The organism is Janthinobacterium sp. HH102 (assembly GCF_001758625.2).
Lineage (GTDB): Bacteria > Pseudomonadota > Gammaproteobacteria > Burkholderiales > Burkholderiaceae_D > Janthinobacterium.
The window spans coordinates 3,331,990-3,357,988 of record NZ_CP062062.1; the positions used below are offsets into that span (position 1 = coordinate 3,331,990).

General features: G+C 63.8%; 26 protein-coding genes. 14 read left to right on the plus strand and 12 right to left on the minus strand.

Annotation, left to right across the window (positions count from 1 at the left end):
- Positions 1 to 4 precede the first annotated feature (4 nt).
- The 5 genes from JAB4_RS15080 (at position 5) to JAB4_RS15100 (ending at position 4,286) form a co-directional block, all read left to right on the plus strand.
- A complete protein-coding gene (locus JAB4_RS15080) occupies positions 5 to 1,540 on the plus strand; it encodes an ATP-binding protein (RefSeq protein WP_070218851.1) in 1,536 nt (511 codons plus the stop codon).
- A gap of 7 nt (positions 1,541 to 1,547) precedes the next feature.
- Entirely contained in the window at positions 1,548 to 2,489 is a 942-nt protein-coding gene (locus JAB4_RS15085; RefSeq protein WP_070218636.1) for a hypothetical protein, read from the plus strand.
- A gap of 84 nt (positions 2,490 to 2,573) precedes the next feature.
- Complete coding sequence (locus tag JAB4_RS15090) at positions 2,574 to 3,095, plus strand: hypothetical protein (protein ID WP_070218637.1); 522 nt, start codon at positions 2,574 to 2,576, stop codon at positions 3,093 to 3,095.
- A 68-nt stretch (positions 3,096 to 3,163) separates the two neighbouring features.
- Positions 3,164 to 3,520, plus strand: coding sequence for a hypothetical protein (locus JAB4_RS15095; protein WP_070218638.1), 357 nt, complete (start codon positions 3,164 to 3,166; stop codon positions 3,518 to 3,520).
- Positions 3,521 to 3,587: 67 nt separating this feature from the next.
- Positions 3,588 to 4,286 (plus strand): amino acid racemase, encoded by a 699-nt coding sequence (locus JAB4_RS15100; RefSeq protein ID WP_070218639.1) that lies wholly within the window; start codon positions 3,588 to 3,590, stop codon positions 4,284 to 4,286.
- Between the two features lie 51 nt (positions 4,287 to 4,337).
- Here JAB4_RS15100 and JAB4_RS15105 read toward each other — a convergent pair whose 3' ends face one another.
- The 3 genes from JAB4_RS15105 to JAB4_RS15115 all read right to left on the minus strand — a co-directional run bounded on the left by JAB4_RS15105 (position 4,338) and on the right by JAB4_RS15115 (position 7,291).
- Positions 4,338 to 5,555 carry an MFS transporter gene (locus JAB4_RS15105; RefSeq protein WP_083287090.1) on the minus strand — a complete coding sequence of 406 codons (1,218 nt, stop codon included), beginning with the start codon at positions 5,553 to 5,555 and terminating at the stop codon, positions 4,338 to 4,340.
- A 283-nt stretch (positions 5,556 to 5,838) separates the two neighbouring features.
- Positions 5,839 to 6,255 carry an SRPBCC family protein gene (locus JAB4_RS15110; RefSeq protein WP_070218641.1) on the minus strand — a complete coding sequence of 139 codons (417 nt, stop codon included), beginning with the start codon at positions 6,253 to 6,255 and terminating at the stop codon, positions 5,839 to 5,841.
- Between the two features lie 19 nt (positions 6,256 to 6,274).
- Positions 6,275 to 7,291, minus strand: coding sequence for an aldo/keto reductase (locus JAB4_RS15115; RefSeq protein ID WP_070218642.1), 1,017 nt, complete (start codon positions 7,289 to 7,291; stop codon positions 6,275 to 6,277).
- A 103-nt stretch (positions 7,292 to 7,394) separates the two neighbouring features.
- On the opposite strand from JAB4_RS15115, the gene JAB4_RS15120 reads away from it, so the two are divergent.
- Complete coding sequence (locus tag JAB4_RS15120) at positions 7,395 to 8,318, plus strand: LysR family transcriptional regulator (protein WP_070218643.1); 924 nt, start codon at positions 7,395 to 7,397, stop codon at positions 8,316 to 8,318.
- 30 nt (positions 8,319 to 8,348) lie between these two features.
- Positions 8,349 to 8,807, plus strand: coding sequence for a YetF domain-containing protein (locus tag JAB4_RS15125; protein ID WP_070218644.1), 459 nt, complete (start codon positions 8,349 to 8,351; stop codon positions 8,805 to 8,807).
- 19 nt (positions 8,808 to 8,826) lie between these two features.
- Here the strand turns inward: JAB4_RS15125 and JAB4_RS15130 are convergent, their stop codons facing one another.
- From JAB4_RS15130 to JAB4_RS15140, 3 genes are all read right to left on the minus strand, one after another.
- Positions 8,827 to 9,300 carry a DUF6328 family protein gene (locus JAB4_RS15130; RefSeq protein ID WP_070218645.1) on the minus strand — a complete coding sequence of 158 codons (474 nt, stop codon included), beginning with the start codon at positions 9,298 to 9,300 and terminating at the stop codon, positions 8,827 to 8,829.
- 73 nt (positions 9,301 to 9,373) lie between these two features.
- On the minus strand, positions 9,374 to 10,081 hold the full coding sequence (locus tag JAB4_RS15135) for a hypothetical protein (RefSeq protein WP_070218646.1): 708 nt from the start codon (positions 10,079 to 10,081) through the stop codon (positions 9,374 to 9,376).
- Between the two features lie 103 nt (positions 10,082 to 10,184).
- Positions 10,185 to 10,397, minus strand: coding sequence for a hypothetical protein (locus tag JAB4_RS15140; RefSeq protein ID WP_034751103.1), 213 nt, complete (start codon positions 10,395 to 10,397; stop codon positions 10,185 to 10,187).
- Between the two features lie 262 nt (positions 10,398 to 10,659).
- Between JAB4_RS15140 and JAB4_RS15145 the strand changes: the two genes are divergently transcribed.
- Positions 10,660 to 11,079: a YidB family protein gene (locus JAB4_RS15145; protein ID WP_070218647.1), complete on the plus strand. Its 420-nt coding sequence runs from the start codon at positions 10,660 to 10,662 to the stop codon at positions 11,077 to 11,079.
- Between the two features lie 165 nt (positions 11,080 to 11,244).
- On the opposite strand, the gene JAB4_RS15150 is transcribed toward JAB4_RS15145, so the two are convergent.
- Positions 11,245 to 12,342 carry a LacI family DNA-binding transcriptional regulator gene (locus JAB4_RS15150; RefSeq protein ID WP_083287091.1) on the minus strand — a complete coding sequence of 366 codons (1,098 nt, stop codon included), beginning with the start codon at positions 12,340 to 12,342 and terminating at the stop codon, positions 11,245 to 11,247.
- Positions 12,343 to 12,715: 373 nt separating this feature from the next.
- On the opposite strand from JAB4_RS15150, the gene JAB4_RS15155 reads away from it, so the two are divergent.
- The 5 genes from JAB4_RS15155 to JAB4_RS15175 all read left to right on the plus strand — a co-directional run bounded on the left by JAB4_RS15155 (position 12,716) and on the right by JAB4_RS15175 (position 17,298).
- Positions 12,716 to 13,966 carry an Hsp70 family protein gene (locus JAB4_RS15155; RefSeq protein ID WP_070218648.1) on the plus strand — a complete coding sequence of 417 codons (1,251 nt, stop codon included), beginning with the start codon at positions 12,716 to 12,718 and terminating at the stop codon, positions 13,964 to 13,966.
- A 119-nt stretch (positions 13,967 to 14,085) separates the two neighbouring features.
- Complete coding sequence (locus JAB4_RS15160) at positions 14,086 to 14,715, plus strand: 3'-5' exonuclease (RefSeq protein ID WP_175444733.1); 630 nt, start codon at positions 14,086 to 14,088, stop codon at positions 14,713 to 14,715.
- 176 nt (positions 14,716 to 14,891) lie between these two features.
- On the plus strand, positions 14,892 to 16,280 hold the full coding sequence (locus JAB4_RS15165) for an SEL1-like repeat protein (RefSeq protein WP_070218854.1): 1,389 nt from the start codon (positions 14,892 to 14,894) through the stop codon (positions 16,278 to 16,280).
- 101 nt (positions 16,281 to 16,381) lie between these two features.
- The gene (locus JAB4_RS15170; protein ID WP_070218649.1) at positions 16,382 to 16,858 is read left to right on the plus strand and encodes a DUF4262 domain-containing protein; all 477 of its coding nucleotides are present in this window, start codon (positions 16,382 to 16,384) and stop codon (positions 16,856 to 16,858) included.
- On the plus strand, positions 16,855 to 17,298 hold the full coding sequence (locus tag JAB4_RS15175) for a DUF6386 family protein (protein ID WP_070218650.1): 444 nt from the start codon (positions 16,855 to 16,857) through the stop codon (positions 17,296 to 17,298). Before JAB4_RS15170 ends, JAB4_RS15175 begins: the two co-directional genes overlap by 4 nt.
- An 18-nt stretch (positions 17,299 to 17,316) precedes the next feature.
- Here JAB4_RS15175 and JAB4_RS15180 read toward each other — a convergent pair whose 3' ends face one another.
- Positions 17,317 to 19,104, minus strand: coding sequence for a GGDEF domain-containing protein (locus JAB4_RS15180; protein ID WP_070218651.1), 1,788 nt, complete (start codon positions 19,102 to 19,104; stop codon positions 17,317 to 17,319).
- A gap of 410 nt (positions 19,105 to 19,514) precedes the next feature.
- Here JAB4_RS15180 and JAB4_RS15185 point away from each other — a divergent pair, with 410 nt between their 5' ends.
- Positions 19,515 to 21,710 carry a prolyl oligopeptidase family serine peptidase gene (locus JAB4_RS15185; protein ID WP_175444734.1) on the plus strand — a complete coding sequence of 732 codons (2,196 nt, stop codon included), beginning with the start codon at positions 19,515 to 19,517 and terminating at the stop codon, positions 21,708 to 21,710.
- 93 nt (positions 21,711 to 21,803) lie between these two features.
- Here the strand turns inward: JAB4_RS15185 and JAB4_RS15190 are convergent, their stop codons facing one another.
- The 4 genes from JAB4_RS15190 to JAB4_RS15205 are packed head-to-tail and all read right to left on the minus strand — an operon-like array spanning position 21,804 to position 25,987.
- Complete coding sequence (locus JAB4_RS15190; RefSeq protein ID WP_083287092.1) at positions 21,804 to 22,691, minus strand: STM4011 family radical SAM protein; 888 nt, start codon at positions 22,689 to 22,691, stop codon at positions 21,804 to 21,806.
- Positions 22,685 to 24,064, minus strand: coding sequence for an STM4012 family radical SAM protein (locus tag JAB4_RS15195; RefSeq protein WP_217494582.1), 1,380 nt, complete (start codon positions 24,062 to 24,064; stop codon positions 22,685 to 22,687). Before JAB4_RS15195 ends, JAB4_RS15190 begins: the two co-directional genes overlap by 7 nt.
- Positions 24,061 to 24,906, minus strand: a complete 846-nt coding sequence (locus JAB4_RS15200) for an STM4013/SEN3800 family hydrolase (protein WP_070218652.1) — start codon at positions 24,904 to 24,906, stop codon at positions 24,061 to 24,063. The genes JAB4_RS15195 and JAB4_RS15200 overlap by 4 nt, the downstream gene beginning before the upstream one ends.
- On the minus strand, positions 24,899 to 25,987 hold the full coding sequence (locus tag JAB4_RS15205; RefSeq protein WP_083287093.1) for an STM4014 family protein: 1,089 nt from the start codon (positions 25,985 to 25,987) through the stop codon (positions 24,899 to 24,901). Before JAB4_RS15205 ends, JAB4_RS15200 begins: the two co-directional genes overlap by 8 nt.
- Positions 25,988 to 25,999 lie beyond the last annotated feature (12 nt).

Below are 25,999 nucleotides of genomic sequence, written 5' to 3' on the forward strand. Positions count from 1 at the left end.
CGCGATGCCTTCCTTGCCTGATACCGGTACCTTGTTCCAGCACGCGGCCTGCGGCTTGTTGCTGTGCACGGCCGACGGGACCATCGTGCAGGCGAACGCCACCTTTTGCGGCTGGCTCGGTTATGGCGCCGGGGAATTGCTCGGGAAAAAGAAACTGCAGGACTTGCTGACCATCGGCGGGCGCGTGTTCCATCAGACGCACTGGCTGCCGCTGATGCAGGTGCAGGGCAGCGTGTCGGAAATCCTGCTCGACATGCGCCAGCGCCATGGGCAATCCATCCCCATGCTGTTCAATGCCGTGCGGCGCGTGCACGAGGGCGTGCGTTATGACGAGATCGCCGTCTTTGTCGCCAGCGACCGCCGCAAATACGAGCAGCAGCTGCAGCTGGCGCGCAAGGAAGCAGGCGAGCTCAACGACCAGTTGGCGGCCGCCGACCGGCGCAAGGACGAGTTCCTGGCGACCTTGGCGCACGAGTTGCGCAATCCGCTGGCGCCGATCCGCAACGTGCTGGAAGTGCTGCGCCTGGCGCAGCTGGACGACCCGCAGCTGCGCTGGGCCCGCGACGTGCTGGGGCGGCAAGTGGGGCACATGACGCACCTGGTCGACGATCTGATGGAAGTGTCGCGCATCACGCGGGGGCGCCTGGAATTGCGCCGCGCCAGCGTGGAGCTGGCGCCCGTGGTGGAAGCGGCCCTGCACAGCGTGGCGGAGCTGGCGGCGCAGTCGGGCCACAAGGTGCACGTGGAGCAATGGCCGCAGCCGATCTGGCTCGACGCCGATGCCACGCGCCTGGGGCAGATGATCGCCAACCTGCTGACCAATGCCGTCAAGTACACGCCCGCCAACGGCGTCATCGGGCTGGAAGTGGCCTGCACGGATAACGAAGTACACATTACCGTGCGCGATTCGGGCATCGGCATCGCGCCCGAACACCTGGACACCGTCTTCGACATGTTTTCGCAGCTGGAGCCGGCCCTGTCGCGCGCGCAGGGCGGTCTGGGCATCGGCCTGTCGCTCGTGCGGGGGCTGGCCGAATTGCATGGCGGCAGCATCAGTGCGCGCAGCGACGGCGTGGGGCAGGGCAGCACGTTCGAGCTGCGCCTGCCGCTGCCCGCCGTGCCCCTGCAGGCGCCGCCCGAGCCCAATCGACGCTTGCTGGCCGGCACACGCGAGGGCAAGGTGCTGGTCATCGACGACAGCGCCGACGCGGCCGAAAGCCTGGCGCTGGCGCTCGACATTCTCGGTTATGAAGTGCGCACGGCCTACGATGGCGCGGCCGGCATGGCGGCCGCGCAAACTTTTATGCCGCGCGTGATCCTGCTCGACATCGGCTTGCCGGAAATGAACGGCTACGACGTGGCGCGGCTGCTGCGCAGCGAGCCCTGCGGTCAGCACGCCATCCTTGTGGCCGTCACGGGCTGGGGCCAGGACAAGGATCGCCAGATGGCGTCCGACGCGGGCTTCGATCTGCACCTGACCAAGCCTGTGGATTTTTATGAGCTTGATGCGGTGCTGCAAAAGATGCTGCAGGCGCAGTGAGCGATATATGCCGTATCAACAATCATCGCGCAGCGTGATCCAGGAAGAATGGCATCTGCTTGACTTACTGGATGGCGCCCGCGCGCTGCACGATGCCTTGCTCGATTATGCAGGCGATGGCGTGTATGCCGACCTGCTCCTTCCCTGGTTGCGCGACAATCCGCAGGTACTGGGCTGGCTGCGTTCATTTGCGCAAAGGCAAGGAAATCCTGTTCCGCCGGCAAGCAAAGAGGAATTGTGGGTATTGCACGCGTTCAGCCGCATAGGCCAGCTGCTGATCTTGCCCTTGCAGCAGGGGCGCGGCAATGGGGAAGGCTGGGCCGGACCGCCGCTGTCGCTCGCCCAGTATGAGGCTTTCGTCGAGGCGCTGGGCATGACGGTGCTGCGCCCGGCGCAATTTTCGCCTTTTTATCACGAGATAGTCGAGCTGCAGCCCGCTGGGTCTGCACATGCGCGCGCCGCGATCTTGGCGTGGAGATGGCCGTGCGTGATGCTCGGCAACATGCTGTTTTCGCGTGGCGGCGTCGATGTCTGCGCTGGCAAGACAATTTTCAAGCCCGGCATCGCCGACGCATCGACGCTGTACTGGGCTGACCGCCGCAAGGGACGCCCTGTCAACGACCTGTCGCATGGATGGGGCAGCAATTCGCAATGGCGCACGTCATTCCGCCGCGACTATGTCGTCGGCGATACGCGACTTTACAATGTGGATGGCAAGTATGATCTGGCCACGAAAGGGGCCGATACGGCAGATGACGGCCGGTTTCCGGTGCTGACCCTGGCGGAAAGAATTGAGCTGCTGACGCAGCGATGCCTGGTCAGCAGCACGAAGGCCCATGATGAGCTGTGGCCCTATGACGACTGCTGGCGCGATTTGGCAGACAACGGCGGCGTGCGGGAGCGGTGGCCGCGCTGGCTGTCAGCCTTGCGCGGCAGCGGCAGGCGGTGAACAAATGCGTGAAACCGCGATACGGGATGTAAGCGAAGCGCACCCGGTGTCGGCATGGCAATCACCGGTATTGAATGGAAAAACATGGAACAACTGACAGAATTGGAAATCGCCTTTTTTCAATTGCGCATGGGTTTTGGCCCGGCGGACCGCTGTGTCGACTGGGCCGTGGAGCGTTTGCGCCTGGATGAGGAAGGCGACGACCTCGAGGTCGTGCTGCTGGCCAGCGCCCGCGGCCGCGATGAGGTGCTGCCCCTGGCCGAGGCCATCATCGAGCGCTACCGGGGTGTGCAGCGTCTCAGTGACCAGTTTCTGGCGGGAAAATTCATCGTCGAATTGCGCGCCGCTTATCTGGCGGGCAGGGAAAGCGTGGCGTCGCTCGACGCCATCCTGACCCGCCTGTACCCGGCGCTTCGCTATCCCGACTGGCTGGTCATGCTGAGCCGCAATTGCGAGTATGCGACGGATGTACCCGATTTCGAGCAGCCGTTCGAGGATGAATTCCACTATATTGCCAGCCTGTGGGCGCAAGCGGAGAGCCTGGCCGCGTTCGAGGGCGAATACAGCCGCGCGACGTCGGACCGGCATGATGTGGGCTGTGCTTGAGAAGGGGCATCTGACTGTACTATGAAAAAAATCGATATTTTTGTCTGTTCCGAAGCCGAGATGCGCGCATGTGCCAGCTGGCAGGACGCTTTCGATTCTTTCCCGTCACCGGCATCACCTTGCCCGGCGAACTGGATTTTGTGTCGCTGGGGCAATTGCTGACGTTCTCGACGGTGCCTGCCATCCGGCATGTGCCTTTTCCGGGCCGCGAGCTGTACATGTTCAGCGCTGCGATTGCGCAGGCGTTCGAGCGGATGGCGGCCGACGATCTGGCCGATATCGCGGTGGCATGGGCGCAGACCGCGCCATGGGCCGGGCTGGAGGTCAATCCCGTCGATCTGGCAGGATTCCCGATGGAGTTGAAAGCGAACTGGCATCGATCCGCCACACCGGATAAAGCCTTGTTCCTGTGGCTGGACGCCTGATGGGCAGAACATGGCTGGCGATGGCCGCCGTATAATTTTCGCAATCATTTTGCGGGGAATAAGGTACATGCAAAACAAGACGATAGGACTCATCGGCGGCATCGGCTGGGCTTCCACCCTGGAATATTATCGCTTGCTCAATGAAATGCTGGTGGCGCGCATCGGCCCCGCGCACAGCGCGCGCATCATGCTGGTCAGCATCGACCAGGCCGATTTCGTCGCGCACGCGGCGCAGCCCGATTCCCGCGCCATCGAGCAATTTCTCGTCGCGGAAGGGCAACGCCTGCAAGGCATGGGCGCGGATTTCTTCCTGCTGTGCGCAAACGGCGCCCACCGTTTCGCCCCGGCCGTCGTGCCACGCATCGGCTTGCCTTTTATCAGCATCGTCGAGGAAACGGCGAAGCGGGTACAGCAGTCGGGTGTGCGCAAGGTGGGCTTGCTGGGCGTCAAGCAGACGATGGCGGGCCGCTTTTATCACGATGCGCTTAAGCAGCAGGGCATCGTGACGGTAACGCCCGATGCGGCCGACCAGGAAATCCTGCACGACATTATCTATACGGAACTGGTGCAGAATATCTTTACCGATGCGAGCCGGAACATTTTCCTGGAGATCATCGAGAAACTGCGGCGGCAAGGCGCGCAGGGCGTGATTCTGGGTTGCACGGAGATTCCGCTGCTGATCCAGCCCGGCGATATCGACTTGCCGCTATTTAATACCACGGCCATTCATTGCGAGGCGGCGGTGGCGTTTGCCGTCGAAGACTAGCCGCTTGCATGTGCGCGGCGCCCGCAGGGGGCTGCCGCTCATTTCACACCATCAAGCCGGCTGCACACCGCCCACATTCCGGCTGCGGTTTTCCACCAGCACGGAAATGCCGAGCACGACGATGCCGCCGCAGGCCAGCATGGCGCCCACCCAGCCCGTCGAGCGCAAGCCCATGCCCATGGCGATGGCGATGCCGCCGGCCCAGGCGCCCAGGGCGTTGGCGATGTTGAAGGCGGAATGGTTGAGGGCGGCGGCCACCGTTTGCGCGTCGCCGGCCACGTCCATCAGGCGCGTCTGCACGGCCGGGGCGACGGCGATGCCGGCGCCGATGGCGAACAGGTTGATCGCCGTCAACCAGACATTGCTGCTGGTATAAGTAAACGCGGCCAGGGCGGCCACGTTCCACAGCAGCACGCCGAAGATCGTCCACAGGCGCGAGCGGTCGGCCAGCCAGCCGCCGATCAGATTACCCACCGTCATGCCCACGCCGATGATGGCCAGCAGGATCGAGATGACGAGGGGCGAGACTTTCGTGATTTCCAGCAAGGTTGGCGTAATAAACGTGTAGACGGCGAACATGCCGCCGAAGCCGATCGCCACCATCAGCAGGGTCAGCCACACTTGAAGGCGGCGGAACACGCCCAGTTCGCGGCGCGGGCTGGAATCGCCGGCGGCGACCATCGGCACGAAGATGCGCACCATCAGCATGGTCAGCAAACCCAGCGCAGCGACCAGCAAAAAGGCCGAGCGCCAGCCCAGGGTCTGGCCGATGTAGGTAGCCAGCGGCACGCCGAAGATATTTGCGACCGTGAGGCCCATCAGCACGCGGGCGACGGCCTGGCCGCGCCGGTCCGGTTCTGCCAGGGCGGCCGCCACCAGCGCTGCCACGCCGAAATACGCGCCATGCGGGATGCCGGCCACGAAGCGGGCGACGACCAGCAAGCCGTAGTTGGGGGCGATGGCGCTGAGCAGGTTGCCGCCAGCGAACATCAGCATCAAACAGATCAGCATCAGCCGGCGCGGCATGCGCGCCAGGAAGATCGTGATCAGGGGCGCGCCGATGACCACGCCCAGCGCGTAGGCGCTGATCATGTGACTCATCTGGGGCAATGTCGTGCCCAGGTCGTCGGCCACGACGGGCAGGATGCTCATGGAGGCGAATTCGCCCGTGCCGATGGCGAGGCCGCCGATGGCCAGGGCCAGGTCGGCATAGCCAGCGCCAAAAGGCGCGGTGACGCGCGGAATCAATGGGTCTACGGAGGCGTGCATGTTCTTGTTGTTTGGGTAAAGAATGACAGGGTGGAGAGGCGCGCAGTGGCCCGGCCGGAAGTGGCAACGCGCCACCAGAGTCGACGGCTGGCCGGTATTTTCGGGCTATAAGTACTGCCCAAAGACAACATTGTAAAAGATTCGGGCAAGCTCTGCTGGGCGACGGCTAAAATCTGCTGCACTGCACACAACAGCGATGGCGCTTGTTGTTAACGATAACACGGAATGGGCGCGATCCCGCCACAGGGCAGGCGAAGAAAACCTGGCTGTGGCGGAAATGGTCTTACTTCGCCAACGTTTGCTGCAGCGCTTCCAGTCCCGCCACGTAGATCCCGTGGAACAAGTCGGTTACTTCCTGCTCGCTCGCGCCCACGGGCGTGAAGCGGCCGGACCAGGTGACGCGGGCGCCAGCGCCGCCCGCCAGAGGTTCGACTTGCAGGGTCGACAGGTAATCCGTGGCGGGAAACGGCGCTTGCAGGATCGAATAGCTGTAGCTGCGCGCCGTGTTGTCATACGTTTCCAGCTGCTCGACGATGACGTCGCCTGCCGGGGTGGCCAGGTGGCGGATGCGGCCCCCGTCGCTCAAGGTGCTTTTGGGAATGTAGGGCAGCCAGTCGGGCAGCGAGTCGAAGCCGCCGATCAGTTGCCAGACCTTTTCCGGTGTGGCGGCGATGTCGATCGAGGTGGTGGTATGGGCCATGGTGAGTTCCTTGTATCTATTAGTTGGAGCCGGTTGGCAGCGGAGCATTGGCGGCTACCAGCTGTTCGGCGCGCATGTCGTGCCAGAACGCGGCGGGGATGACGCTGTGCAATGCTTGCTGATCTTCGGCCAGGCGTTCGGGACGGCTGGCGCCGGGGATCACGGCGGCCACGGCCGGGTTCGCCAATGAAAATTGCAGGGCGGCCGCCTTCACGCTGACGCCATGGCGCGCGGCAATGGCCTTGATACGTTCCACTTTGGCAATGATCTCGGGCGAGGCCTTCTGGTATTCGAAGTGCGCGCCGCCGGCCAGGATGCCCGAACTGTAGGGGCCGCCCACGACGATGTCGACGTTCTGGCTTGCCGCGGCCGGCATCATCCGCTGCAGCGCCCGTTCATGGTCGAGCAGGGTGTAGCGGCCGGCCAGCAGGAAGGCATCGGGCTGCGCTTCGCTTAAATCCAGGGTCAGTTCCAGCGGTTCCACCTTGTTCACGCCCACGCCCCAGGCCTTGATGACGCCTTCTTCGCGCAAGCGGGTCAGCACGCGGAAGGCGCCCGTGCGGGCAATCTCGAATTGCGCCAGCCAGTTGTCGCCATGGAAGTCTTGCGCAATGTCATGCACCCAGACGATGTCGAGGCGGTCCGTGTCCAGGCGCTTGAGGCTGTCTTCGATCGAGCGCAGGGTGGCGTCGGCCGAATAGTCGTCGACGATTTTGTTCTTGCGGCCGAATTCGAACAAGCCGCCTTTTTCGCCCAGTTCGCGGGCAGCCGGGTCTTCCAGTTCGTCGAGGATGAGGCGGCCGACCTTGGTGCTGAGCACGTAATCGTCGCGGCGGCGCTGCTTCAGGGCGGCGCCCAGGCGCAGCTCGGCCAGGCCGGCGCCGTAGAACGGGGCCGTATCGAAATAGCGGATGCCTGATTCCCAGGCGGCGTCAACGGTGGCCAGCGCTTCTGCCTCGGGAATGTTGCGGAACATATTGCCCAGCGGCGCCGTGCCGAAACCAAGTTTGCCTGTCAGTAAGTGTTTGATCGTCATGGTGTTTTTCCTTCAATGAGTGAGTCAATGGAGACAGAATAGCTGGACAAGTTAAGCCTGTCCAAGACATAATTGGCGCAACTTGAGTCCTGAAAGGTCTGACATGTTGGACATACGCCAATTGCAATATTTCATCGCCGTCGCCGAGGAAGAACATGTGGGACGGGCCGCCGAGCGCCTGCATATTTCCCAATCGCCGCTGAGCCGGCAAATCGCCCAGCTCGAAGAGAAGCTGGGCCTGACCTTGTTCGAGCGCAGCGCCCAGCGCATCCGCCTGACGCGCGACGGCCATACTTTCCTGGCCGAAGCGCGCGCTTTTATTACCCACGGGAACCGGCTGGAAGCGCTGGCCAAGCGCCTGGGGCGCGGTGATGAAGGGGGCTTGTGCATCGGCTACATCGAAAATGCCATGCATGCGGGCGTCTTGCCGGACGGCTTGCGCACCTTGCGCGCCACGCGGCCGCAAGTGCACGTCGCCCTGTATAACCTGCATTCGGCCGAGCAGATCGAGGGCTTGCGCCAGCGCAGCCTCGATATTGCGCTGCTGTGCGAACCGCCGCTGCCGAACGACCCGGACCTCGATTGCGCGCAGGTGCTGAGCGACCCCATGCTGCTCGCCTTGCCGGAGACGCATCCGCTGGCGCATAAGGCGGATCTGACGCCCGAGGACCTGGCGGGCCAGGAGTGGATTGCCGTGCTGCACAAAGAAAGCGTGCTGAAACACGATAACTTCATCGCCGCCTGCGCGCGCGCCGGCTTTACGCCCGATATCCGCATGGAAGCAACGGAGCCGCTGACGGCGCTGGGTCTGGTGGCGGCGGGCCTGGGCATGGCCATGATCCAGCACAGCCTGCGCCAGCACGCGCCGGCCGGCGTCGTCGTGCGCGAGCTGCCGTGGTTCAGCTACCGCACGCCATTGTGGCTGGCCTGGCACAAGGTGAATTTGCGCCCGCTGGTGGGGATCTTCCGTGCAACCTTGCTGGAACAAGCCAGCGGTGTGGCCATGGCGGGGCAAAAAGACGTATAAATAAGGCAATCATCTGTCGGGAGGATTGCCATGTTCGATCTGGAGGTGCCGGTGTGGGAACTGGTGGTGCGCGCCGTCATCGTCTACCTTGCCTTGCTGCTGATGGTGCGCATGACGGGCAAGCGGACGGTGGGGCAATTCACGCCGTTCGACTTGCTGGTGGTCATGTTGCTGAGCGAAGCCGTATCGAATGCCTTGTCCGGTGGTGACGATTCCGTTCCCGCCGGCCTGGTGCTGGCCTTGACCCTGATCTGCCTCAACATGCTGATTGCGTGGATCACCTCGCGCAGCCGCAAGCTCGCCGAGCTGGTCGATGGCACGCCCGTGCTGCTGGGCCGCGATGGCGTGATTTTCGATGATGTCGTCAAGAAATGCAGGGTGGCGGGCGGCGATGTCGAGCAAGCGCTGCGCGAGGCCGATTGTCCCTTGCCGGACATGAAATGCGCGTTCCTGGAAGCGGACGGCAAGATCACCATTCTGCAAAAATAGCCGCGGCGGCCAGCCACGCCTATATTTTCTTGCTGCGTTTTAAGTGCAGGGGCAGCAGCCACCACATACAGACGATCAGCGTGCCCATCAGGATGCTGGCGACGATGCCGGGCAGGTGGCCAAAGACTTCCGACATCACCAGATTGGTGCCCAGAATAAACGCCAGCGCGAGCGAAAAGGCGCCGCACATCATGATGCGGTCGGCCACGCGCTTGAAGCGTTCGCGGTCTTGCAGGGGGCGCATCACGCGGTGCTGGATGGCTGGCGCGCTGAGCAGTACCAGACTGGTCATGGAGAGGAAAAACGTCAGCAGGAAGACGACCTTTTCCGTCTGCACGATCTTCGCGAAGCCGCCGTTGAAGGGCAGGATGATGAGGAAGGCCGTCAGCATCTGCGCGCCCGGCAAGAGGATGCGCAACTCGCTGAGCAGATCGGACAGGTCGCCGTCGTCGCTTGGCTGGTCATCGTCTTGCTGCTGTCGCGCGTGTGGCATGGGGTGGTCCTTGAGGTAGTGATGGGACCAGTCTACGCGCAGGCGCCCGCGCTGACTGTGGGCGCGCGCACCTTCAGGAGCATTGCGCGATGTGTTGGCGCAAGCGCCACAGCGGTGTCGAGACGATGGCCGTGGCGCTGTGCGAGGCGTCATGGCCGCAATGGCCGCAGCTGTGGCGGCGGTGCGGTGCCAGCGCGAAGCTGCCCAGGTCCAGGTGCGGATGGCCGCAGCGGGCGCAGTCGCTGCAGTCCAGCGGCGTGCCTGCCTGCAAGGCGGCGGCGTAGGCTTGCGCGGCGGGCGGCGTGAGGTTCAGCTGGACGATGTCGGGCGGGAACAGGCCGGGCAGGGCGCGGCAATCGATGGCCAGCGCGGCCGCGTCGCGCGCCAGCAGGCTGCCGCCGTCATTGGCCAGGGCGCGCAGTTGCAGCAAGCCATCGGGGGACAGGCGCAAGGTGGTGGCGTGAAAGCGGCCGGGGTCGAACAGTTCCGGATACAGCACATAGCCCATGGGGCTGGCGTGCTGGCGGCAGCGCATCTGCCGCGTCGCCTGCCAGTCGGCCAGGTCGGCCTTGGCGCCCCAGTAGCACTGGTGCGTGCGGCACCAGTGGCGCGCCGCGCCATTGCGAAATTTTCCAGCCGGCAGCAGGTCGCACAGCACGATGGCATCGCAGCCCGCGCCGGCGCGAAAGTGCCCGGTGATATGCTGCGTGGTGACGGCGAGATGGCCCGTGCTCGCTTGCAGGGGCCAGCAGATGCCGGGCAGGGTCAGCGGCGTGGGCAAGTGCGCCTCCGCGCGGCGACCGGCTTGCCAGCCGCCATGGCGTAAAAAAGCCCGCCGGCTGGGGCGGGCCGTGCTGACGGGAATGCCTGCGGCATGGCCCGGTTTATTCTTCCGTATCGGCCAGGGTGACGATGGCGCGCGCCCACTTCGAGTATTTCAGGTTCGCCAGATCGCGCACGGTCTTGATATTGAACGCCTGCTTGAGCAGTTCCGCATCCTTCTCGCTCACGCCTTGCAGCGCATCGACGGGGGCATCGGCAATTTCCTTGAACGTCTTTTTTTCGTAGGCTTTGTCTACCGCTTTATTGATGTTCATGTGTTGATACTCCTCAGTAAGTAGGAAAATTAATTCTACACGGTTTTGTAACTCGTCAATTTACGCTTGCATGTTGTGCCGAACTAAATATGATGGAGGTGGGTGAGGCTGCGGCCGAGCCTGGTTTTGTTTCGCCTGTTAAATTGTAATTATAGCATTTGAATTATGTATAGTATAATTGTTGCGTGTGTCGGCGACTATGCGCCGGCCTTACCGGATGCCGCTGTATGCGGCACCAATTGACAGCGTTCAGGAGAATACGATGAGTTTGCTAGATCAACTTGCAGGACAGGCGATGAGCGCTTTGGGCAACAAGGGTGCGGACGGCGAAGCCTCGTCGGGACTGATGGCCAGCGTGATGGACCTGGTCAACCAGCATGGCGGTTTGCCCGGCCTGCTGCAGAAATTCCAGGAAAGCGGCCTGGGCGACCAAGTGGCCAGCTGGATCGGCACCGGCGCCAATGCGCCCGTCTCCGGCGATCAGATCAAGGATGCGCTGGGCGCCGACACGATCACCGAGATCGCTGCAAAAGCGGGCGTCGCCCCGGACGCGGCCTCGGGCGGCCTGGCCGCCTTGCTGCCCCAGCTGATCGACAAGCTGACGCCGAACGGTCAAGTACCTGAAGGCAATGACCTGGTCAGCCAGGGCTTGAATATGCTCAAGGGCAAGATCTTCGGTTGAGCAGCCAATGCCACAACAAAAAACCTCGCAGCGATGCGAGGTTTTTTTATGTGCAAGGTTTTGTGTGCGAACTATGAACGTCTGAAAAACGCCCAGGGCTAGGCGCCGCCCCGAAGACAGTACGCGAGTACGGCGAGGGGCAGGCAACAACGCCATGGGCGTTTTTCAGGCGGCGGCCATCATGCCGAAGTGGGGAGGCGCGCCGGTCAGCCTGGCCGTACTCCCCTCGACCAGATACGAACAATAGCGGCGCCGCTCGGCGATGCCGCCGCGCCGCTCCATCAGCTCGCCCAGCATGGCGACGGCATCGGCGGCCATCTTTTGCACGGGCTGGCGCAGGGTGGTGATGTCGTAGCTGAGCCAGCCCGATGCTTCCAGCGCGTCGAAGCCGGCCACGGACATTTGCAGCGGCACCTGGATGCCCATCTGGTGGCGCGCCGTGTCCAGGCAGCCGATGGCCATGATGTCGTTGCCGCAAATGACGGCGTCCGGCACGCGTCCCAGGCGGTCGATGACCTTGCGCAAGCCATGGCCGCCGCTGGCGTAATCGTAGTTGCCGCTGACGACGATGGGCGCGGGCAAGCCCAGTGTGAACAGCCGGTCCAGCACGCCGGTCTTGCGCTCCTGCGCGACGGCCGAGTCGCCGGGGCCGTCGATGACGGCGAACTGGCGGTGGCCCGCCTCGGCCAGGCGCGAGACGAGCAGGCGCGCCGCTTCGCCCTGGTCGCACAGCACCGCGTGCACGGCGTGTTCGCGCGGGCTGCGGTTGAACAGCACCAGCGGCACGTCGCGCCGGCCGAATTCGGCCATCTGCTCGTCCGACAGGCAGGCGGCCACGACGGCGCCATCGACCTGGTATTGCCACACATCGCTCAAGACCTTGCCGATGTCCGCTTCGCGCTCCAGGGTAAACAGCAATAAACGCTTGCCCTGGCGGGCGATTTGCTGGCTCAGGTCGGACAACACTTGCGGATAGTACAGATTGGCCAGGTTGGAAATGATGACGGCCACCAGGTTCGAGCGGCGCGTAATCAGGCTGCGCGCGGCCGCGTTGGGGATGTAATCGAGGGTGATGGCTGCCTGCATGACCTTGGCATGCGTGGCGGGCGAGACGCTGGCGCCCGGCTTGAAGCAGCGCGACACGGCCGATTGCGACACGCCGGCCAGCAGGGCCACGTCATACGAGGTCACGCGCCGTCCGGCGCCGGATACGGGGCGGGTGGCCGTGCCGGGGTTCCGGGCGACAGTATTCTTTTTTCGCATATTGGTCTGGCAAGCAACCTGTCTCAAAGTATTCCTGCAGGCCCGGCCGCTTGTGGCGGCCTGGGCGGGAAAAATGAGCATAGCGAAAATATTTCCATGTGGCAAGACTGTTTTCTTATCCATGTTGCAAATAATTTGATTGAATGGCAAGTGGTATGCATGCCCTTCCATGGTCATGGTCGCAGGGGCCGCTGCCATAGGGGCGGAGGCGTCCCGTCGGGTCCCGGCATCAATTTTCCAACAGGAGCTTTTGCGTGGGGCCCGTACCGAATGCAAAGCAAGCTTGGGATGTTCACCGGGCTGAACGGGTTTTTCTGGTGCAATGGCCTGCCTTCTGATAACATAACGCCCCTTTATTCAGGGAAGGGTCGACATGGCCAATGCTTGCGGCGTCGATTTCGGCACGTCAAATTCCACGGTAGGCTGGGCGCGTCCCGGGCAGAGCACCATGCTTGGCCTGGAAGATGGCAAGACGACCTTACCGTCCGTTGTCTTCTTCAATGCGGAAGACGAGGAAGTCAGTTTTGGCCGCGCGGCGCTGGCCGGCTATCTGGCCGGTTACGAGGGGCGTTTGATGCGCTCGCTGAAAAGCTTGCTGGGCACGAGCCTCATCGATGGCCAGACGGAAGTGGGTGGCCGCGCCTTGCCGTTCCGCATGTTGCTGGCGCAATTCATCGGCGAAGTGAAACGCCGTGCCGAGCAGTCCGCCGGCCGCGAATTCACGTCCGCCGTGTTCGGCCGTCCCGTCTTCTTTATCGACGATAATGCGCAGGCCGACCAGCTGGCGCAGGATACCCTGGCCGAAGTGGCCCGCTCCGTCGGTTTCAAGGACGTCGCCTTCCAGTTCGAGCCGATTGCCGCCGCCTTCGACTACGAGTCGCAAATCGACAAGGAAGAGCTGGTGCTGATCGCCGACATCGGCGGCGGTACTTCCGACTTTTCGCTCGTACGCCTGTCGCCGGAACGGGCGAAAAAGATGGAACGGCGCGACGATATCCTCGCCACGGGCGGCGTGCACATCGGCGGCACGGACTTCGATAAATACCTGAGCCTGTCCTCCGTCATGCCCTTGCTCGGCTATGGCAGCCGCCTGCACAACAATAGCGAAGTGCCGTCCAGCTATTATTTCAACCTGGCGACCTGGCACACGATCAACCTGGCCTACACCAAGAAAATCTGGGTGCAGCTGGCCGACGTGTGCCGCGATGCGCGCGAGCAAGACAAAGTGAAACGGCTGCAAACGCTGATTGACGAGCGCGCCGGCCACTGGCTGGCCATGAAAGTGGAAGAGGGCAAGATCGCCCTGTCCGATGCGGCCGAAGTGCAGCTGGAGCTGGACCGTTTGTCGCCCGCGCAAAGCCTGTTGCTCAAACGTGCGCAATTCGACGACGCCATCGGCCACCTGTGCGGCTCCGTGGAAGAAACCGTGCTGCGGCTGCTGCGCGACGCGGGCGTGGCGCCGGACGCCGTCGACACCGTGTTCTTCACGGGCGGATCGAGCGGTGTGCGCTTGTTGCGCGAAAAGATCGCCGCCCTGGTGCCGGCCGCGCGCAAGGTCGAGGGCGATCTGTTCGGCAGCATCGGTGCGGGCCTCGCGCTGGACGCGGTACGTAAATTTGGTTGATAAAATGTGCATGGCGGCGTTGCCGCGTCTTGCCGTACTAGTGTACTGTCTGCGACGCGGCGCCTTGCGCTGCGCATTTTATCGATACACCCACTGTTGCACCCACGAAAGAGCGCCCCATGCATGTGTTTGACAAACCGATCGTCATGATCGACTTCGAGACGACCGGCTTGTCGCCCGACATGGGCGACCGCATCACGGAAGTGGCGGCGCTACGCATCGAGGGCGGGCGGATCACGGACCGCTATGTGACCCTGATCAACTGCAATGCGCGCATTCCCGCGTTCATCACAGGCTTGACGGGCATCACGCAGGCCATGGTGGACAAGGCGCCGCCCGTGGCCGAGGTGGTGCCGCAATTGCTGGATTTTATCGGCAGCGACGCCTTGTCGGCGCACAATGCCAGCTTCGATGAAAAATTCCTGCGCGCCGAAAGCGCCAGGCTGAACCTGACGCCCGCGCACCAGTCGCTCGTGTGTTCCTTGAAACTGTCGCGCCGCGTGTTTCCCGGCATGGCCAGCTACAAGCTGGGCTTGCTGTCGAGCCAGCTGGGTATCGCCTTCAAGAGCGCCGCCCACAGGGCCGAGTCCGATGCGGAAGTGGCGGCGCAAGTGCTGATCCATATCGGCCGCCACTTGCGCAGCAGCTACGGTATCGCCGATGTCGATGCCGACCTGCTGGTGTCGCTGAACAAGCTGGCCGCCGCCAAGGTGCCGCAATTCCTGCAAAAGCATCCATCGCGCCGCTGAGCGCCTTAGCCTGTCTAAGCAGGCTCATCAAAACGATATAATTTTGTTATTTCCTTTGAGCCTGCTCAAGTCCTTCCCCCGCATCGAATTTAAAATTTAAGCAACACACGATTTCGCCACCCTGGGCCGCCGTTTTGCGCGTGCCGCCGGCAAGCGCGATGTGGATGGGGGCGCACATGGACAAGCACCATACTGCCAGAGATAGCCACGAAGCATATATCTGGTTCCGCACGGCTGCCGAGCAGGGCAATGCGTATGCCCAGTTCAATCTGGGATTGATGTACAAGAAGGGCGAAGGCGTGGCGCAGGACGATGCGCGCGCCTTTGTCTGGCTGCGCCTGGCCGCGCTGCAAGGGCTGGCTTTCGCGCAGAACCATCTGGGCGCCCTGTATTACCACGGCCGCGGCGTGGCGCAGAGCGATGCAGACGCTGTGCTGTGGTTTCGCCGCGCGGCTGCCCAGGGCGATGCCTCGGCCCAGCAAAACCTGGGGCAGATGTACCGCAAGGGGCGCGGCGTGCTGCAGAGCGACGAGCTGGCCCTGGCGTGGTTCTACCGCGCTTCCGAGCAGGGCGTGGCCAGTGCGCAATCCTTGCTGGGCGAAGCGTATGCGCAAGGCCTGGGAGCGAAAAAAAACGATGCGCTGGCCCTGGCCTGGTTCCGCAAGGCGGCCTTGCAGGGCGATGCCCAGGCGCAGCTGAACCTGGGGCTCGTCTACAAACGCGGGCAAGGCGTGGCGCAAAGCGATGCCCAGGCGCTGGCATGGTTCCGCCAGGCCGCCGCCCAGGGCCTCGCCGTGGCGCAGCGGCAACTCGGCGTGGCATATGCGGAAGGCCTGGGCGTGGCGCCCGACCAGCTGCGTGCCTACGCCTGGCTGCAGCGGGCGGCCGAACAGGATGACGCCGACGCCCAGTTCAACCTGGGCCTGATGCTGGCGCGCGGCCAGGGCGTGGACAAGGACGAGGCGCGCGCCGTCGTCTGGTACCGGCGTGCCGCCCTGCAAGGCCATTGCATGGCGCAATACAATCTGGGCGGCATGTTTGCCGGCGGGCGCGGCGTCGCCCGCGATTTGCGCCAGGCACTGGACTGGTATGCGAAGGCGGCGGCCCAAGGCGCGTCGAATGCGCAATTCAACCTGGGCGTGATGTATGCCAACGGCCAGGGCGTGGAGCGCGACGAGGTGTGCGCCGTGCGCTGGTACCGCACGGCTGCCGAGCAGGGCGATGCCAGCGCGCAAAATAACCTGGGCGTCATGTATGCGAATGGTCATGGCGTGCCGCAAGACGATGGCCTGGCCGTGCATTGGTATGCGCGCGCGGCGGGCCAGGGCCATGCGCTGGCGCAGTACAACCTGGGCGGCATGTACAACAGCGGGCGCGGCGTGGAGAAGGATCGCGTCTGCGGCTATATGTGGCTGGCGCTGGCGGCCGAGGGGGGCGATAGCGGGGCGGTCAGGGCCAGGGAAGCGGCCGCCACCAGGCTGGCGCCGGCGCAGCTGCAGGAGGCGCAGCAGCGCGTGCGGCAATGGCACCAGGTGCGCTCGCCGCCGTTGCCGCCGGTCGAATGACGCGCCGGCGCCGTGCGCGCAGTGATGCGCGCTGCATGCGATAATTGCCCAAGAGCATGCCGCGAAGGCGGCGCGGTTTTCGGCACAGTGAAAGGTGGAGCATGGTAAGGCAGGCAGGTGAGGATGCATCCGAGCAAAAAGTTATCGACGACATCGCCACGCATGGCTGGCATGGCGTCCACATCGGTGCCGATGAAGAGGGGCCCGGCTATGCGTTTACCATAGGCGCCGGCCACAGCTTCGGCCAGCCTGAATTGCTGATCATGGGCTTGCCGCGCGCCATGGCCCATCAGATACTCGACGTGGCGCTCGATGCCGTGCGCAGCGGCGCCATCACGGATTTTACGGCCACCACGGACGCCTTGCTCGAAGGCCATCCCTGCGCCTTCGTGCGCGTGCCCGTCGAGCAATACCGCAACTACGTCGGCTATGCGCGCTGGTATTACCAGGGCGATGATTTTACCTTGTACCAGATCGTCTGGCCGTCGCGTGATGGCCATTTTCCGTGGCAGGCGCAAGCGAGCGCGCAGTACGTGGAGAGCCAGCCCCTGCTGGGGCCGGCGCCGCTGGCCGCATGACGGCAGGCGCCTCCGTCCGCATTCTGACCGGCACGGCGACCTTGTGCGTGTTCGACCCGGCCGTCCTGCGCCACAAGCTCGACGATGACTGCGACTGGTGGAGCCTCCCCAGCGCGGAACTGGCGGCCGTGAATGCGGGGCAGGCGGCGTTTTTCAACGTGGGCGGCGACGGCGCGTATGACGTGGTTTTGCACAGGGAACTTGCCGAGCCGCATGCGAGCGTGCACCTGGCCGTCGTCTCGGGCCGCGTCTTCATCGGCGCCGGGGAAGACGTCACGGGCGGCGGCCTGGAACCGGACACGGCATACGGCGGCCTGTTCGTGGACGTGCCCGTGGGCAGCTACCGCGCGCAGGCACGCCGCGATGGCGCGCGCATCAGCCTGGCATTCGTGCCCGATGCGCGCAGCAGCAATGCGTTTGCCGACCTCGTGCGTATTTGATGCGCCGTTGCACCTTTGCTAGGCGTCCATGCGGGCCACGGCCGCGCCTTGCCGCCGGTCCAGGAACAGGCTGTTGCCGTGGATTTTCTTCGCCTGTTTCTTCGCTTCCGCCGCCTGGGTGGCGATCTGATGGTGCGTGTAATACTGGTGCGCCTCGACCTTGATCGCGCCCAGCGATAGGCTGATCAAGGAATAAAACACTTTTTTGCCTTGCCGGTCTTCGCTGATGTAGCCGCCCCGTTCGCAGTCGCTGGTGCTGTAGTAGGCGGGGATGGCGGCCGCGAAGTCGTCCAGCATGGCCTGGCAGCGCGTTTCCCAGTCTTCGCTCTGGAACAGGATCATGAAATCGTCGCCGCCGATGTGGCCGATGAAGTCGCGGTTCGGGTCGCAATGGCTGCTGAGAATTTCTCCCGTCAGCTGGATCACGTCGTCGCCCTTGCGGTAGCCGTACACATCGTTGAAGGGCTTGAAGTGGTCGAGGTCGCAATAGCAGACCCAGAAGCGGCTGCCGCTGTGCAATAAACGGTCGATATGCTCGTTGATGGGGACGTTGCCGGGCAGTTGCGTCAGCGGGTTGGCGTAACGGGCCGCATTGATCTGCATCTGCGTGATTTCGCGCATCAGGTCGTGGCCCGTGCCCATGCCGAGATAGCGGCCGTGTTCGGTAATGATGAAGCCGTTGAACAGGTGGTGAGCATCAGACTGCACCATGGTGTAGCTGAGTTCCTGCAAGCTCGTCTCGTGGTCGGCGATCAGGGGCGTGGCATCCATGAACAGGCTGCATGATTTCTTGCCGTACAGTTCGCGCTGGTAGGGGCGGGCGAAGTGGTCGATCATTTCGAAGCGGCTGATCAGGCCCAGCGGCACGCCGTCGTCGACGACGGGGATGATCATCAACTTTGGTTCTTTCAGGAAAATGTCGTAGACCTCGTTATTATTGAACTGCGGCGAGACGGCCGCCACCTTGTTCAGCAGCTTGCGGATGCTGGCGCCGTTCTTTTCCAGGCTGCTGCGTTGCGGATACACGGCCACGCCATTGCGCCCCAGCGCCTGCACCACTTCGGCGGGCAGCGCGCGCGCCGGCACCGCGTTGGGCCGGCCCAGGTGGTAGCCTTGCCCGAACGCCACGCCCAGGTCGCGCAAGACCAGCAATTCCGTCTGCGCCTCGATGCCTTCGGCGATCACCAGGGTGTCCGATTTTTCCGCGATTTCCTGGATTGAGCGCACGAACTGCAGTTTCACGGGGTCGTTGTTGATGCCCTGGATGAAATGCATGTCGATCTTCACATATTCAGGGCGCAGTTCCGACCACAGGCGCAGGCTGGAAAAGCCTTCGCCCAGGTCGTCGATGGCGATCTGGAAACCCATGTTGCGGTAGTGCAGCACCGCTTCGCGCATCAGCTCGTAGTCATACGTGGGCTGGTTTTCCGTCAGTTCGATGATGACACGGTCCGGGTTGATGCCGATGTGCTCGATGTATTCCAGGGTTTCGCCATGGCGGGCATTGCGCAGCAGCAGGCATTCGGGACTGACATTGAGAAACAGTTTTCCTGGCAACTGCAGTTCGGCGAAGCGTTCAAGCACGACCTGGCGGCACAGGTGTTCCACTTCGAGGGTCAGGTCGTGCGCGCGCGCCACCTTGAACAGATTCATCGGCGCGTGCAGCGGGCTGTCGGACGGACCCCGTATCAAGCCTTCGTAGCCGATGATGTCGCCGCTGTGCATGTGGATGATGGGCTGGAACAGCGCGCTGAGCTTGCGGCCCGCCAGGATGTCGTGCAAGGCATCCGTCCCTTCGATGCTCATGCTGGCCGATGGGGGCTTCAGGTAAGCCACGTTCGATGGCGTCGCGGGGGCCGGCGCGGCGGTGGCGGAGGGGAGGGCGAGAGTGTACATAGGCGGACGTGGCGGCACGGCCTCTGGACGGGCCATGAACATGTTGCCGATAGTAAAGAAGATTTATGACAGCTTGATGAAACGACTTTTCTTTTGATAATATTTCTTGTATGAACGTCAGTTTGCCGATTCCGCCGAAAGCGAGATTTATCATGGCGATCCATGTAAATTTGCCAAACAAAAGACGGTAAATCCATTGGATAACTGTGCTTTAAAAGTGGCAATCCGCGCTATGATTTCTCTTGGCGAAAGTCAACATGGGCAGCCGCGGTGTGTGTGCGGCTTGCTTTCCTCGACATCCAACAATGAGACAACAACCCATGCAATTACGTAGTGCAACCCTCATATGCAGCTTGCTGGCCGCTTTCGGTGGCAATGCCCTGGCGCAAAACGCCGCGATGCCATCGTGCCCGGCCGGCGACGGCGCTCCCGTGACGTATCCGGTCAGCAAAAAAGTCGATCAGCAAGACAGCTATTTCGGCACCACCATCGCTGATCCGTACCGCTGGCTGGAAGATGCCAACAGCGCGGAAACGGGCGAGTGGGTCACGGCGCAAAACAAGCTGACGCAGTCGTACCTGGGCACCATCCCCGAGCGCGCGGCGATCAAGCAGCGCCTGACCAAGCTGTGGAATTATGAGCGTTTCTCTACGCCAACGAAGCAGGGCGGCCGCTACTTCTACAGCCGCAACGACGGCTTGCAGAACCAGGCCGTGCTGTACACGGTAAAAAAGCTGACGGACGAACCGCGCCTGCTGCTGGACCCGAACACCCTGTCCACCGATGGCACGGTGGCGCTGGCCGGCACCTCGATCAGCCCGAACGGCAAGTACCTGGCCTACGCCACGTCCGCGTCCGGTTCCGACTGGAACGAGTGGAAAGTGCGCGACATCGAATCGGGCAAGGATTTGACGGACCACATCAAGTGGGCCAAGTTCTCGGGCGCTTCGTGGACCAAGGACAACACCGGTTTCTTCTACAGCCGCTATGACGCGCCGAACGAAGCGACCAAGCTGGCCGATATCAATTATTTCCAGAAACTGTATTTCCACAAGATCGGCACGCCGCAAAGCGACGACGTGCTCGTCTTCGACCGTCCCGACCAGAAGGAATGGGCGTTCGGCGGCAGCACCGTCAGCGATGACGGCAATTACCTGATCATCACGGCCACGCAGGGCACGGAACGCAAGAACCGCGTCTTTTACAAGGACTTGCGCCAGAAGAATGCCAAGGTCGTGGGCTTGCTGGAAGAGTTCGACGCATCGTACTCGTTCATAGACAATGACGGCCCCGTCTTCTTCTTCAAGACGGACAACAAGGCGCCGAAATCGCGCGTGATCGCCATCGATACGCGCAAACCTGCGCCCGCCGACTGGAAAGAGATCGTGCCGCAGGCGGCGGAAACCCTGGTCGCCGTCAACCTGATCAACAACCAGCTGGTGCTCGATTACTTGAAAGATGCGCAAACGCAAATCAAGATCGTCGATCTGAAAGGCAAACTGGTGCGCGAAGTGGCCTTGCCGGGTATCGGTTCGGCCGGTGGTTTTGCGGGCAAACGTGGCGACACGGAAACGTTCTACTCGTTCACCAGCTTCACGACGCCGGCGACGATCTACCGCTACGACATGAAATCGGGCAAGAGCACGGTGTACCGCCAGCCGAAAGTCGATTTCGACCCGAACGCCTTTGAAACGCGCCAGCAATTCTTCACCAGCCGCGACGGTACCAAGGTGCCGATGTTCATCGTCTCGAAAAAAGGCATGAAGCTCGATGGCACGAATCCGACCTACCTGTACGGCTATGGCGGCTTCAATATTTCACTGACGCCAAGCTTCTCCGTGGCGAATCTTGCCTGGGTAGAAATGGGCGGTGTCTACGTGATGGCCAACCTGCGCGGCGGCGGAGAATACGGCGAAGCCTGGCACCAGGCTGGTACCAAGTTGAACAAGCAAAACGTGTTCGACGATTTCATCGGCGCGGCGCAATGGCTGGTGGACAACAAGGTCACCTCGCCATCGAAGCTGGCGATCGGCGGCGGCAGCAATGGCGGCCTGCTGGTGGGCGCGGCCATGACGCAGCGTCCCGACCTGTTCGCCGCTGCGATTCCGCAGGTGGGCGTGCTCGACATGCTGCGTTTCCACAAGTTCACGGTGGGCTGGGGCTGGGTGCCTGACTACGGTTCGTCGGACGACGCCGAACAGTTCAAGGCGCTCGTGAAATACTCGCCGCTGCACAACCTGAAGGCGGGCGGCTGCTATCCGGCTACCATGATCACCACTGCCGACCACGACGACCGCGTTGTGCCTGCCCATAGCTTCAAGTTTGCCGCCGCCGCCCAGGCAGCGCAAGGCGGTCCGGCACCCGTGCTGATCCGCATCGACAGCAAGGCGGGCCACGGTGCTGGCAAGCCGACGACCAAGCAGATCGAAGAAGTGGCGGACCGCTGGGGCTTCCTCAGCCGTTCGCTGAAGATGACGCCGGTAGTGGCGGAGCCGGCTAAGGTGGCGGCACAGTAAAACCGGGTAGGTCGGATTAGCGCGGCATCGCCGTGCGTAATCCGACACCACCTGTCATGTCAGCACGATGTCGGATTACGCGGCGTGCCGCCGCTAATCCGACCTACGCTGGCCTGCTTCCGTAATCCTCGCCAGCACCCCCTCCCCAAACACCGCCTGAAACGGCAAATCCTTGCGCTGCGCATAGCCGATGTAGCAATCGCACTTGAAACGCGGACAGCTGCGTTCCTGCAGCATGTCGGCCAGGTCATCCTCATATAAATTCCCCAGCCGCTCGGGCACGAAGTGGCAGCGCGCCAGTTCGCCGTCGCCATCGACGGACAGCGACGCTTCGCCCGCCAGGCACGGTTTATTGCGCGAGGGAGACGGGCGGCGGTTTTGCGCGAACCACGGGTCGACGGCGTCCAGTTCGGCCAGGTCTTGTTCGCTGTAGTAGCCGGGGCCACGGCGGTCGTAGGCGTTCAGCCACAGGTAGACGTGGGCGGGCAGCGCCGCGCGCAGGGCGCGGACGGCGTCCAGATGCTCGTTCATGGCGACGACGCCGACGGAGTAGCGCACGCCCATGGCATCGAGCTTCGCGCAGCGGGCGAGAAAGCGGGACAAGGTCGTCTGGTCCGGGTGGAAGGTGCACCACAGGCCGACCTTTTCCAGCCCGTCCATGTTCTCCAGCCAGTCCAGGGGGCCGGACAGATTCGTCTGCAGCGCCACCTGGCGCACGTGGGGCAGCGCCGCCAGTGTCTGCATCGCGCTCCGGTAGTGGCGCCGCACCAGCGCCTCGCCCCAAGGCGTGAACAGCACGCCGATGGGGCGCGTCTGCTGCGCCACCCAGTTAGTGAAGCGCGCCACTTCGCGCGCGTCGCGGGCCAGCGCGGCGCGGCTGTCGCGCTTCTTGGCGAACGGGCAGTAGCCGCAGGCGTAGTTGCAGCTGGCCAGCGTGCCCCGGTACAGCAGGGACAAAGTGCCAGGCTGCGTTGTCAGCACGTCTGGCCGCCTTCGGCCATCAGCGCGCGCACCGTCTCGGATGCCAGCCAGGGGCCGATGGTGTCGGCGTAGCTGTAGCCCCGGTCATTCAGGCGCAGCAGAGGGCCATCCTGTTCCACTAGTTCCAGCGCGTGCAGCTCGGCCAGCTGCGGCAAGTCTGCTTCGCAGCGGGAGCCGAAGCGCGCCGCGTAGGCGTCGCGGTCCAGGCCCGGTTCCGTCAGCAGCGACTGGATTACGTAGCGCCGGCGCTGTTCTTCGTCATCGAGCTGGTAACCGTGTTCGGCCTGCGCGAAGCGCGCCTCGTCGAGCGCCAGGTAGTTGTCGATGATGTTGATGGTGTCAAGCCGCGCCACCGCGTACTCGCTTGAATAATGCAGGCTGGCCGTGTACGAGCGGGCGCCCGCGCCCAGGCCCACCATGCCGTCGTTCTGGCAGCAGTACGAGGGACCGTTCTGTTCCGGCGCATGGGGGGCGCGGAACATGCGCATCGAGACCTGCTCATAGCCCTGCGCGCGCAAATGGTCGCGCGCGGCCGCGTACAGGGCCAGACGGCTGTCGCCATCGCGCGCCAGCATGATGGGGTTGAGCGACTGCGCGCCCTGGCGGCGCGCTACCTTGCCGAGACCCGTCTGTTCGCGCACATACAGCGGATACAGATAGAGCTCCTCGGGCCGGAAGGCCAGTGCGCTGTCGATGGACGCGAGCAGGCTGGCGATCGTCTGTCCCGCGATGCCGTAGATCAGGTCCAGGTTCAGGGTGGGAAAACCGGCCGCGCGTATCAGACCGATGGCGTGATGGACGGTGGCGTTTTGCTGCGGACGGGCCAGCGCGCGCATTTCGCCGGCGGCAAAGCTCTGGATGCCCAGGCTGACCCGGTCGATGCCATGCGCGCGGCAGACGGCAAGCCGCTCAAACGTGATGGTTTCGGGCGACGCTTCGATGCCGGCCGGCGTGTGCTGCAGGTCGATGCCGAGGATGTCGCGCGCGCCGCACAGCAGGGTGTCCAGCTGCGCGGGCGACAGGTAGGTGGGCGTGCCGCCGCCCAGCGCGAAGCGGGCGAAGCGCCGTTCGCCCAGCGCGCCGTTGAGTGCGCGCATCTGCACCAGCACTTGCTGCACGTAGCGCTCGACCATGTCGGCGCTGGGGCGGGCCATGGCGAACAGGTTGCAAAAGCCGCAGCGCATCTCGCAGAACGGGATGTGGATGTAGGCGAAGAGGGCGGAACGGTCCTGCTGCGCCCACAGTGGCGCCAGCGGCGCCGACTGCGGCAAGGCGCGGTAGGCGGCCTTGTGCGGATACGAATAGGAATACGCCTGGTAGGGCGTGTGGCGCATGCGCTGCGCCAGGGTGCCCGGCTGTTCGGATGGATTCACGGTGCGGCTCCCTTGGAATGCGGTGGTAAAGAATCAATGAAAAAGTGCGCGTAAGGTACGTTCCACACGCTGTCGTGGGCGACCCGGTGGCCCCGGTAGCCGTCTTCGCCATACGCGCTGCCGTGATCCGAGCAGACGATGGCGAACGTGGGCGCACGCGCGCCGCAGGCGGCGAACAGGGGCGCCAGCGCCCCGTCCACATAGCGCAGGGCGGCCGCATGGCTGTCGAGGTTGTCGGCGCGGCAGCCGGGCAGATAGGCGCGGTTCGGCGTATGCAGCGCGCTGACATTGATGAACAAGAAGGTGCGCTGTGCGTTGTCGGCCAGCAGGCGGGTGGCCAGCGCCACCTGTTTTTCGGTCGAATGGCGGCCGGCCACGCCCATGCCTGCGCTCCAGTGGCTTTCCTGGAACAGCGACGGCAGCACGGAGCCCAGCGCCGTCTGTTTGTTAAAGAAACCCACGCCGCCGATGCAGATGGTGCGGTAGCCGCGCGCGGCCAGCGCGGCGGGAAGGTCCGCCTGCTCGAAGGCGTATGTGTGCGGCGCGGTCGTTTCGCTGCCGGCAAACGCGGAAGCGAACAGGCGCGGATGGCGGCCCGGCGCGGCCGGCGTGGGCAGGAAGCCCGCGAAGAAGGCCTGGTGCGCCGCATACGTGAACGTGGCGGGCGAGTGGCGGCGTTCCCAGCCGCCCGGTGGTAAAAAGCGCCCCAGCACGGGCAATTCGCCCGCCTCGTACAGGGCTTGCGCCACGTCAAAGCGCAGGGTGTCGAGCGTGAGGAAGACGATGTCGTGGCTGCCGACGACGGCGTGCATGTCGGGGATGATCGGTGTTTCTTCAAGCATGGGCCAGTTGTGCCGTGTAAGTATCGATGCCTTGCCAGAGCAGGCCGGGCAGCAGGTCGCCGAAGGCGTTCGCTTCCAGCACATGGGCCTGGCCGTGGCGCACGACCAGGTCGTAGCCCGTCACGTGGCAGGCGGGGAAGGCGCGCGCGGCCAGGGCGGCGGTGTCTTCCAGCGCGGCCAGATCGGCTGCGTTCAAGAGGCCGGACGCGTCGCCGCGCCGGTTGTCGAGGTGCAGATTCGTCATCATCTGCTGTCCGATGCGCGCCACGCGGTGCGCTGGCTGGCCCGCCACGGTCACGACTCGCAGGTCGTAATGGCTGTCGCCGCAGCGGGGCTTGTTCAGCCACCCTTCCGCGTACAGCTCCTGCGCGGCCAGCGCGTCGACGAGGGCGGCGATGTCGGCGGTCGTCTCGTAGCGCGCCATGCGCTTGACGTTGAACAAGCGCGTCTGGCCGGCCCCATGCTGCAAGGCGGCCGAGGTGGTGGCTTGCTGGCGCCCGGCCCGGTTGCGCCGGTAGGCGACGACGCCCGATGCGGACGAGCCGTAGCGCGGTTTCAAATAGACGCGGTCCAGGTCATGCTGGTGCAGCAGCGCCTGCAGATGCTCGTAGCCGTGCACGGGTCCCAGCAAGTCAGGTATCGGCACGCCGTGCGCGGCCAGGTGGCGCTGGCATGCCAGCTTGTCCGTCATGCGGCTGATGTCGGACGGCGCATTGAAGACGCGCGTGTGCGGCAGCTCAAGCAATTGCGCCGCCAGGGCAGTCATGGCGGAAGTAAAACCGGCAAACCACGCATCCATGGCCAGCAGTTCGCCGTGTTCGGGCGCAGCGACCGGCGGACGCTCCAGCAGCCTGCAGCCCGCCTGCAGCAACAGCCGGTGGGCGGCGGGATCGTCGCCGGGCGGTTCGATTTTCAGCAAGCCTGGCTGGCTCAGTGCAACATCGAGCAGCGCCGGCTGCGCCAGCCAGTCGCGCCATTCCAGCACTTGCGCGGGCGGCAGGCGCAGTTGCGCGCGCGCCGCCTGCATCAGGCGCACGCGCTTGCTGCCCTGTGTCGCCAGCAGGGTGAGTTGCGTGTGCAAAGGGCGAAGCTC